Origin of the sequence: Bartonella sp. MU70NMGDW (genome assembly GCF_042194085.1) — a bacterium.
Classification (GTDB): domain Bacteria; phylum Pseudomonadota; class Alphaproteobacteria; order Rhizobiales; family Rhizobiaceae; genus Bartonella; species Bartonella grahamii.
Window position 1 is genome coordinate 1 of sequence record NZ_JBHIMK010000070.1, and the last position, 10,013, is coordinate 10,013.

General features: G+C 36.6%; 7 protein-coding genes. 4 read left to right on the forward strand and 3 right to left on the reverse strand.

All coding sequences use genetic code 11. The features are described 5' to 3' along the window. The first annotated feature begins 1,254 nt into the window (after positions 1-1,254). Entirely contained in the window at positions 1,255-1,536 is a 282-nt protein-coding gene (locus ACFIKE_RS06920) for a DUF6460 domain-containing protein (protein WP_375648837.1), read from the forward strand. Between the two features lie 22 nt (positions 1,537-1,558). Here the strand turns inward: ACFIKE_RS06920 and ACFIKE_RS06925 are convergent, their stop codons facing one another. From ACFIKE_RS06925 to ACFIKE_RS06935, 3 genes are all read right to left on the reverse strand, one after another. Further along, positions 1,559-2,368 carry a TIGR02186 family protein gene (locus ACFIKE_RS06925; RefSeq protein ID WP_375627249.1) on the reverse strand — a complete coding sequence of 270 codons (810 nt, stop codon included), beginning with the start codon at positions 2,366-2,368 and terminating at the stop codon, positions 1,559-1,561. Positions 2,369-2,370: 2 nt separating this feature from the next. Then, positions 2,371-3,291 carry a sulfite exporter TauE/SafE family protein gene (locus tag ACFIKE_RS06930; RefSeq protein ID WP_375648840.1) on the reverse strand — a complete coding sequence of 307 codons (921 nt, stop codon included), beginning with the start codon at positions 3,289-3,291 and terminating at the stop codon, positions 2,371-2,373. Positions 3,292-3,469: 178 nt separating this feature from the next. Continuing rightward, on the reverse strand, positions 3,470-4,306 hold the full coding sequence (locus tag ACFIKE_RS06935; RefSeq protein WP_375627247.1) for a hypothetical protein: 837 nt from the start codon (positions 4,304-4,306) through the stop codon (positions 3,470-3,472). Positions 4,307-4,831: 525 nt separating this feature from the next. On the opposite strand from ACFIKE_RS06935, the gene ACFIKE_RS06940 reads away from it, so the two are divergent. From ACFIKE_RS06940 to ACFIKE_RS06950, 3 genes are read left to right on the forward strand one after another with little or no spacing between them, the layout of a single operon-like run. Then, positions 4,832-5,578 (forward strand): electron transfer flavoprotein subunit beta/FixA family protein, encoded by a 747-nt coding sequence (locus ACFIKE_RS06940; protein ID WP_375648842.1) that lies wholly within the window; start codon positions 4,832-4,834, stop codon positions 5,576-5,578. A gap of 51 nt (positions 5,579-5,629) precedes the next feature. Then, a complete protein-coding gene (locus ACFIKE_RS06945; protein ID WP_375627245.1) occupies positions 5,630-6,550 on the forward strand; it encodes an electron transfer flavoprotein subunit alpha/FixB family protein in 921 nt (306 codons plus the stop codon). A 3-nt stretch (positions 6,551-6,553) separates the two neighbouring features. Continuing rightward, a complete protein-coding gene (locus tag ACFIKE_RS06950) occupies positions 6,554-8,218 on the forward strand; it encodes a 4Fe-4S dicluster domain-containing protein (protein WP_375648845.1) in 1,665 nt (554 codons plus the stop codon). Positions 8,219-10,013: the final 1,795 nt, after the last annotated feature.

Sequence of the window (10,013 nt, forward strand, 5' to 3'; positions counted from 1 at the left end):
GCTGCGCAGGATCAAACGTACTGATTGCATCAAGATTCCAAGCCATCACAAGGGTATCAGCCGGCGTTTTTGCTGAAACCTGTTGTACAACTACTCCCAGTGCAATAAGAGCAGAAACAAGAGAACCGCTATTTTTCAATATTTTTTTCTTCAAGTTCATAAATTTTCCTTTTAAATAAAGTTTATTATATAAATTTTCCACGCAACAAGAACATGCTTAATAATAAGGTTAAACAATCCATAGTCCCCTAAAACAAAGTATTAAAATTTTTAAACAGCACCACTTACCAACCTTTCCTCCTGTCCATACTTAACAAGCCCCAATATGCACCGAAAAATAATTTAATATATGATGAATGACATAACCCATCACAAATCTATTGATAATATTACAACGTCTACCATTGAAAGCTATAAAACAAAGATTTCTTCTCTCTTATCAGGCAAGCTTGTCCCTTCTTTATTCTAGCGTTTTTATGCCGTCAAAGGACAATCCCCCGTTAGCTCAAAAACCTTAATAACAAAGAGCCTTCATAATAATTTGATATTTCAACAAAACAGAAAATTTTGCCCATCGGCCAACGTCAACCACCTCTACCCCTTCTGCAAAAGGAATTTTGAATTTTTCCATAATTCCCCGCTAAATAACGACTTCTAATTATATCTTATTTCCAAATAAAAGGAGCACGAGCACCACAAACCTCTGACATTCCCTCACGCGTCCGTACATAACAAAACTTTTTTCAATATCGTATTTAAATACCTTTGCTCCTTTAACAACACTCAATTCATTGCTTATATTTTTTCAGAAAAAAAGATCTTTTCAATGAACTAAGGTTGAAATATCTGAATATAATACCTATATAAGCACACCCTTATTAGAATAGATAGTCTTTTTTTAAGTAAACTGTCTTGAAATATTATTTCTATACACGACAATAATAAGTTTGTTACAAAATCTTCAATATACTAAAACTCTCACTCTGATGCGAAATATCGAAACGTTATAAAATTTCTCTACAAATTCTCAGAAACGAAAGGATCTCCCTTCATTTAATAAAAGAAGCGCCATGAAAATATCGCAAAAATGCAATAAAACATGTGTATATTTCAAAAACAAGCACCGTTAATCAGACTAAAGGTGATAAACTCAAAAAAGTAAGAAAAAATAAAAAAATGTTTTTGCTTTATGATAGTAACATCGCCGCACTATGATAATACAATAAGAAACACGATCTTCGAAAGTATATTAAAATGAAGCGGAAAAAAAGATTATCAGATTCTTTTCGTGCGTTTCTTGGAAGAAAATTAAGCAGCGTTAGTCTAAAATTGCTTATCCTGTCATTCTTCATTGGCATCGTAATGAATTTTTTGGGATGGACACACCGAAACCTCATACACAAAATAGTAGATTTTTTTAAATCACTATGGCAAGCAGGATTTATAACGCTTACAAATTTCTTCCATATAACTATGACGGGAGCTATTATTGTTGTGCCTATTTTTCTTATCTTACGAATTTTTCATAAAAAATAAAAGCCTTAACATTTTCCTTGCGTTAATCTTTTCGAAAAATCAAACGACATAAAAATCCTGTAGTAATAGCAATAATCACTGCAACAATACCATATAAAAAACGATACTTGTGCGCTGCATAAAAAATTGTATAAGCGATATGTGCTTTAACAATTTCAAGAGTCGTTGTTGCACTATCAATAAACTGTCCATCACGAAAAAGATAAGCACGAACTTTATAATGTCCAACCGGGATATTTGCTGGCAAACGAAAATGTGCTGTGAAAAGTGTGTCAGAACCAAAACGAACCCCACCCACTTCCTCATAATAAAGGCTTTTAGCTTTTTGCAACTTTATAAGTTCATCGCGAAAGATTTGTATTTTTTTCTGATCTTGTTCATCCGTCTGCAATGGCAAATAGAGTAATCCTAACCCCAAGCGTTTATAATCTTCAATGCTCGTAATATCGCCAATTTCACGCGTTGTGACCATAGAGTAAAAAAGAGGAACCTTTTTAAAAATAAGAGAATCTGTATTAACCCATACACCGGCATTGCGTTTTTTTTCTCGCATCACCATTGTCCGATCTTGTCCCTCCAAGCTTACAACAATATCATAACGGTTCTGTCGAGAATATAACGGATCAATATTTTCCAAAACACCAGCAATATAAAGATCACGACCAGCAAAATTTGCATCCACAGTAATCGTATTCGTTGTTACGATAATTTGGACAGTTTCGTGGTCAACTTGATCAATGAATGTAGCTGGCGTCCCAACATGTGACCATGTAGAAAAAGAAATAAAACAAAAGCAACCTGCAATGATGTATAAAGAAAATAATCTACCCATTTTTATCTCATAAGAATATCTAGAGAGAAAAGATTATCAGGGCGTATAAATAATTGAAAAGCAAGACGCATACACACAATCAACACTAAAAATGCAAGTGCCATACGCAATTGTTCAGCCTTTAACTTCCGTCCAACCCGTGTTCCATATTGCGCGCCAATACTTCCGCCAAGCATTAATAAAAAAGCCAAGACAATATCAACGGACTGATTAGTCATACTTTGCAAAACTGTCGTGAAAGAAGACACAAATGTAATCTGAAAAAGTGAAGTCCCAATCACCACACTGGTTGGAACACGCAGAAGATAAATCAATGCTGGTATCATAAAGAACCCCCCACCAATTCCCATAATAGAAGACAACAATCCCACAATGAGACCAATCCCTAAAACTGGAATAATGCTAACATATATCATAGATGTCCGAAAACGCATTTTTAAGGGTAAGCGATGAATCCAGTTATGTCGACCAGCAAGACGAATATTGGCTTTTCCTGCCTTACGCTTGCGCATCATATCATACCAACTTTCAACGATCATCAAGCTTCCTACACTTCCAAGAAGAATCACATAAAGAAGCGAAATCATTAAGTCTAATTGACCTAACTTTTTCAAAACAGAGAAAACCTGAATCCCAATTAAAGAACCACCACCTCCTCCAATCGCCAAAAGAATACCAAGTTTAATATCGAGCGTACGTCTTCTAAAATGTGTAATTGCTCCTGTTACAGATGACGCAATCATCTGGTTAGCGCCTGTTCCAACAGCAATAGCAGGAGGAATATTATAAAAAATCAATAACGGTGTGATGAGAAACCCACCACCGATTCCAAAAAGGCCTGAAAAAAAACCAGCAACGACTCCCATACCAATCAAGATCAGCATATTGAGTGACATTTCAGCAATTGGTAAATAAATACTCACTTACAGAACCTTCAAGATAATTTGAGGTTTTTTTACAACTAGAGAATCCTTCTCCAATTATCCTCTTTTCCAATAATTTCTGTTGCGTGTTTAAAAGAATAATTTTAGTTTCTATAGCTTTCGCACAAACACGAATGCGCAATACATTTCACATCTATTAACATCAACATCATACAAATTAAAAAAAACGAGCTCCTTTTAAAAAGCTATAAAGACATAACGTTATCGCTAGCACAAATACAACGGTTAAAAAACAAAGAACACTTTTTTTTACCAAATAAGATAAAAACGAGACATGTTTCCGAGACTGCACCTTTAAAGAAGAAAAATCATTCTCACTGCAATGATTAGATGCCTGAACACCCATCATACCCTTTTCTTCTATTATAGCACGCTTCACTACTCCCTCATCCTTTTTAAAAGAAGGTTTCAGAGCATCACTTAGCAAAATAGCATCACTGGGCAAAGAGCTTCTATTTTCTTGCTGCAACGTATTTTCAACATTTGTTTGGAGTGGAATTATACCGTTTTGTTTCGAAAAATTTTGCACCTTTTGAAGGAATAAACGTTCTTGATTGTCCTTACATTCCATATGAGCAAGTTTTTGTACAACAGAATCAGGTGATTTTGAACGAGATACCCGTCGTGTTACCGCTTCTTCTTCTAAGCTTTTTTTTTCACTCTGCAAACTTTTAACAATTGTTTTAATCTGCTCTAAAGACTCAAAAAGCTTTTTTTCTCTTTGACGACGCATATAATGTTCAGCCAAAATGGCTCGACTAATATCATCTAAGTAAGATTTAAAATGCTCTTCTACAGAACTCTGCTGCATCAAAGAATGGGGCGGATGCTTCATTTGCATTTGCGTATAAACGGTGCGTAATTTTTGAGCAATATCTGACATCGTTACTTCTACAGAAGTATCCATTCTCTCTTTCTGTTCAACAAAAGAAAAGAATTTACCATGCCTAACCTGATTGGTCGCCTGATCGATCGTATGACCCTTCGTATTCACAAACGCTTACCCCTCATTAACCTTTTTGAAAAGAATCGCAACAAATGATGAGAAAGTGTGGTCTATTTTAGTAAATAGAGCTTTAAGAACTCCTAAAAACTTTTTATTTTGCGCATTTGTTAGAAATATTTTTCCCCAATCTTTATCCAAAATATTTGAAAGAAAGTTCTTTAATTTTTCTGTCTTCAAGATTTGAAGAGCAAAATCATTCCCCCATTTTTATCTTTTTCACTTAATTTTTCATTGTATAAAGGGCCTATTGCACCATCATAAACAAAGCATAAGAAACTAAAAAAGAATATTCTCACAAGACAGATTGATTTTTTTACTTTTTATTCAAGCAAATAAGGCAATTATAGCAATGCAAAATATGAAGATTGAAAATAACGACGAGAAAGTACAAGTAAACGTAAAAAAGCTTATATCAAAGAGAACACAAGTTATAAATGAGACTTCATTCTAAACAATTTGGTTTCTTATGAGTATTGCTGTAAACTTGTGGGCATACAAACAAAGAGGATCATTATGAAGATAATTGTCGCTGTCAAACGTGTTGTTGATTATAACATCAAGATACGCGTCAAACCCGATAGTACAGGTGTTGATCTGTCTCACGTAAAAATGTCTATGAATCCTTTTGATGAGATAGCCGTGGAGGAGGCTATTCGCCAGAGAGAATCCGGTAAAATTTCAGAAGTTCTTCTTGTTTCAATTGGCCCAGAAGCAGCCCAAGAAACTCTACGAACAGGACTTGCAATGGGCGCTGATCGCGCACTTCTTGTCACAACGGATCAAACACTTGAACCCTTAGCAATTGCTAAGGTTCTCAAAGCTATTGTTGATGAAGAAAAACCCGATATGGTCTTTTTAGGAAAACAAGCAATTGATGACGATAGCAATCAAACAGGACAAATGCTCGCTGCTCTTCTTGGTTGGGGACAGGCAACTTTTGCCTCACATCTTAATATAGAAAATGGGCATGCTACAGTTACTCGTGAAGTTGATAATGGAACACAAACTCTTTGTCTTCCCCTTCCCATGGTTATGACCGCCGATCTACGGCTCAATGAACCGCGTTACACCTCTCTCCCCAATATCATGAAAGCAAAAAAGAAAATCATTGAACAAAAATCTCTTGCTGATCTTGGCATCGATACGGAAGCACGCTTAACAATTTTAAGCGTTGAAGAGCCAAAACCCCGTCAACCCGGTATTAAAGTGGCGAATGTAGCAGAGCTTGTCAGTGCACTAAAACAAAAGAGCTGCATTTAATATTCTCACCACTAGAGTAAAAGCAACACTCACATAAAAGGGCAAAAACTTATGGCAATTCTTTTATTGGCTGATCATAATACAGAAGAAACAGCAAAAGTGCTCACCGCTGCACGCGCACTCAGTAATGATATCGATATTCTGGTTTGCGGAGAAAAAATTCAAACTATAGCGGAAAATAGTGCTAAACTTAGTGGTGTGCGGCAAGTTCTTATTGCAAAAGCAGACTATTTAGCCCATCAACTTGCCGAGCCTATGGCAGATACAATTCTCACGTTAGCAAATGATTATGATGTGATCATGGCTGCATCCAGCAGCACTGGGAAAAATGTGATGCCACGCGTAGCAGCCCTTCTTGATCTTATGCAAATTTCAGACATTACCGCCGTTCTTTCACCCGATACCTTCAAACGACCCATTTATGCAGGCAATGTACTTGAAACTGTCCGCACCAATGATCATAAAAAAATTATAACAGTTCGCACAGCTTCTTTCACACCAACGCCTTCCCAAAATAATTCTGCTCCCATTAAAATAATAACACCAGCTCCTAATCCAAATCTTTCTTCTTTCGTAAAAGCAGAAACCAACAAAAGTGATCGTCCTGATCTTACCTCTGCACGTGTTATTATATCAGGCGGGCGTGGTCTTGGTTCTCAAGAACAATTTATGGCACTTCTTCTTCCTCTTGCAAACAAATTAGATGCCGCTTTAGGTGCCAGCCGCGCAGCAGTTGATGCAGGCTACGCCCCCAATGAATGGCAAATTGGACAAACAGGAAAAGTCGTTGCCCCTGAACTCTATATCGCTGTTGGCATTTCCGGTGCAATCCAGCATTTAGCCGGTATAATGGATGCACAAATTATTGTTGCCATTAATAAAGATGAAGAAGCTCCCATCATGCAAATTGCGGATTACAGCCTTGTAGGTGATCTCCACCAAATTGTTCCAGAATTGGAGAAAGCTTTATAAACCATGAAAGCACCTCTGCATGACCAACGTGAAAGTATGGAGTTTGATATAGTCATTGTCGGAGCAGGACCTGCGGGACTTTCTGCCGCAATTCGTTTTAAACAAATTAATCCTGAGCTTTCTGTCACAATTGTTGAAAAAGGGACCGAAGTTGGCGCACATATTCTCTCGGGCGCAGTTGTTGACCCCATTGGTATCGATACACTCTTACCAGAATGGAGAAATGACAACGACCATCCCTTCACAACCCCGGTCACCCAAGACCAATTTTTTTTTCTAAAGCCTCAAAAAGCGACACTATTGCCCAATATTTTGCATCCCAGAATCTTATCAAATAACGGATGTTATATCGTTTCGCTTGGAAGCGTCTGCCGCTGGCTAAGCAAAAAAGCTGAAGCGTTGGGTGTTGAAATCTATCCTGGTTTTGCAGCAACAGAGCCCATTATCCAAAAAGATAACGGAGCTATCATTGGTGTTCTCACCGGTGATATGGGGCTTAACAAAGATGGAACCCCTGGAAAAAATTATATGCCTGGTATGGCTTTATTGGCAAAATATACTCTGATTGCGGAAGGAGCACGCGGCTCAATTGCAAAACAACTGATAAAACATTTCAACCTTAGCAAAAATCGTGAACCACAAAAATTTGGTCTTGGCCTCAAAGAACTCTGGGAAATTGATCCCCATAAACACCAACGCGGTTTAGTGCAACATTTCACGGGTTGGCCTTTGGACAATAATACCGGTGGTGGTGGCTTTCTTTATCACCAAGAAAACAATGTCATTTCTGCCGGTTTTGTTGTGCACTTAGATTACAAAAATCCCTATCTTTCTCCTTTTGAAGAATTTCAACGTTTTAAAACACATCCAAAACTCTATGAAATCTTCAAAGGTGCAAAACGTCTTTCCTATGGTGCACGTGTTATCAGCGAGGGAGGTTGGCAATCTGTACCAAAACTCACCTTTCCTGGTGGAGCAGTTATTGGCTGCTCTGCTGGCTTTGTCAATGTTCCTCGTATCAAAGGCTCACACAATGCCATCTTATCTGGCATATTAGCTGCCGATAAAATCGCTGCCGCTCTCGCCCAAGGGCGTGCCCATGATGAGGTCAAAGAAATCGAAGAACAGTGGCGAAAAGGTCCCATTGGCAAAGATCTTTATAAAGTGCGAAATGCCAAACCGCTCTGGGCAAAATATGGGACAAAATATGGAATTAAACTTGCCGGTTTTGATATGTGGTGGCAACAACTGTTCGGATTTTCCTTATTTAAAACACTCCCCCACAAAAAGGAAGATTATGCATATCTTGAACCAGCAGAAAAATTTCAACCCATTGCTTACCCAAAACCAGATGGTGTTGTAACCTTTGATCGCCTTTCAAGTGTTGCCCTTTCCAATACGCACCATGAAGAAAATCAACCTTGCCATTTAAAAATAGCCTCATTAAAAAAACAAAAAGACTCCGAATATGCAATCTATGGAGGACCCTCTACACGCTATTGCCCCGCCGCTGTCTACGAGTGGCTAGAGGATAATGATCATCTGACTTATATGATCAACGCTTCAAATTGCATACATTGTAAAACATGCGATATCAAAGATCCGAACCAAAATATCACTTGGATCTGTCCGCAAGGTAATGAGGGGCCCTTCTATCCCAATATGTAATTCCCCAATGTATAATCATTGTTCATTCTCCTAAAATTGAAATATACAAAACGCAATGAATAAAAATATTTCCCTCAGATCAAAAATCTATCAATCACCTTCCTGCATACGTTCTTTCACAATGTAAAAAGGACTCTATTCTTATATAAAACACTCTCCCCACCGTATGACTTTTTTCAATAGCAAAACATAACATATTTTTATCAAAAATTTTTATCTAAATGACAAAACAATAATGAATATATTCTTGAAAATTCTGCAATAAAGAAACAGCCGCGCTTCTCGAAAAGAAGGAAAATAAGTCCGCTCTACTTTGCTCCCTCTCCCACATGATCCAAAATGCTTTTAGCCCCTCATAAGAAACATCAATTGTTTTAACTAGCCAAGAACAAAAGCCATGACGATGCGCTTCAAGTTTATTTTTTCTCCTAAACTTTGCCAAGTAATGCTCACTAAAGAAAACCACAGACAAATGTAGAAAAAACGTTGCGAGATAACGAAATAAAGAGCGTGCTTGTTCAAGCCCTTTCAATGATTCTACTGATAATGACACGAAAAAAATCTTTAACCTTACATTAACCTTTTATTTTTTCATCAAGGATAATCGCCTTGCATCTAACCTTTACCAATATACTGCAATGAATGTGTACAAACACCGTAAGAATAAGCAGATGCCAAGCCATGGAGACTATCGCTATTAGCAAAACCATCTGATAAAAAACCAAAATAGCTTTCATAACCACTCTATGACGCGTTTTATAGGGTTGTTTTTCTTATAAAGCTTGTGCTTTCGCTGTTGCTTGTCAATCAACATCCAAATTTAACACAAGTGATATATTTAAAAGAAAGATTAAGGTTAATGAAAGCTCTGCGCGCCGTTCCAGCTTTTGTAGTTAGAGAAAAAATATTGCCTATTCTATTTGAGTAATCTCTGAAACGAAAATACAGCTTCATTTAGCAAGAATATAAAATCTGAAAGGAAAAAACCTGTTTTCCTCTTTACTATCATCTGTCCATTCAGTTTTAGAACTTTCAAAAGGATCACAATATCTTTTAAAAAGAAAAGACCACGGATTATCCCCGCTTTTTACGCATTATATTTATGGGCTTGTTTTTAAGAGATAGCTCTTAATCAATATGCAAAATGATAAACTATCCGTTATAAATCAAATCTTTAAGATAAAAATTAGCCTTAAACATTTCTAAGGTACTCATTCATACTGTTAAAGCTGTAGAGAATATGAAAAAATCAAATATTTTGCTGATAAGGGCTTATATTTGATCAATAACAATACAGTTAGCTGTTTATGTTTCAAAACAGGCTGTTTATATTTTCTCAGAAAAATAGTTTGGATATCAAGAGAATATTTGAAAGATAGGCGTTATGGAAATAATCTAAAAATCTTAGTTTTAAAAGAGCACAGCCAAGCGTGAGATGGTGGCATAGGTAAAATTGTTTTTTGGTTCTCGAAGGAAAAACTTTATAGAAAATCATGGAGCTGATAGAATATTGGTGGAATTTGTTTTACTAAAAAAGATAACGCAGATCAAAATAGATAATAATGTTAGATTAAGACGTTAAAGATGAGATTATCTTATTAGAGAGTAATCGATTATTCGAGTAAGGTAAGCCTTTATAAGGATAAAAAATGTGCTGGTAAAAATGAGCCAAAATGACTTATGAGTATGGATAAAAATCTTGTGGTGAGGGAAATTTGATGAAAAGAAAAGAGCATGTGTGAAAAAGCATATTTTATAGGTGCGCATGCTTATTCTGCACCCGTTATAGAATCAG

What these genes read in the sequence shown, in the direction of transcription:
- ACFIKE_RS06925 (WP_375627249.1), bottom strand. Translation starts at nt 2,368, where the DNA reads ATGGGTAGATTATTTTCTTTATACATCATTGCAGGTTGCTTTTGTTTT.
- ACFIKE_RS06920 (WP_375648837.1), top strand. Translation starts at nt 1,255, where the DNA reads ATGAAGCGGAAAAAAAGATTATCAGATTCTTTTCGTGCGTTTCTTGGA.
- ACFIKE_RS06950 (WP_375648845.1), top strand. Translation starts at nt 6,554, where the DNA reads ATGAAAGCACCTCTGCATGACCAACGTGAAAGTATGGAGTTTGATATA.
- ACFIKE_RS06940 (WP_375648842.1), top strand. Translation starts at nt 4,832, where the DNA reads ATGAAGATAATTGTCGCTGTCAAACGTGTTGTTGATTATAACATCAAG.
- ACFIKE_RS06945 (WP_375627245.1), top strand. Translation starts at nt 5,630, where the DNA reads ATGGCAATTCTTTTATTGGCTGATCATAATACAGAAGAAACAGCAAAA.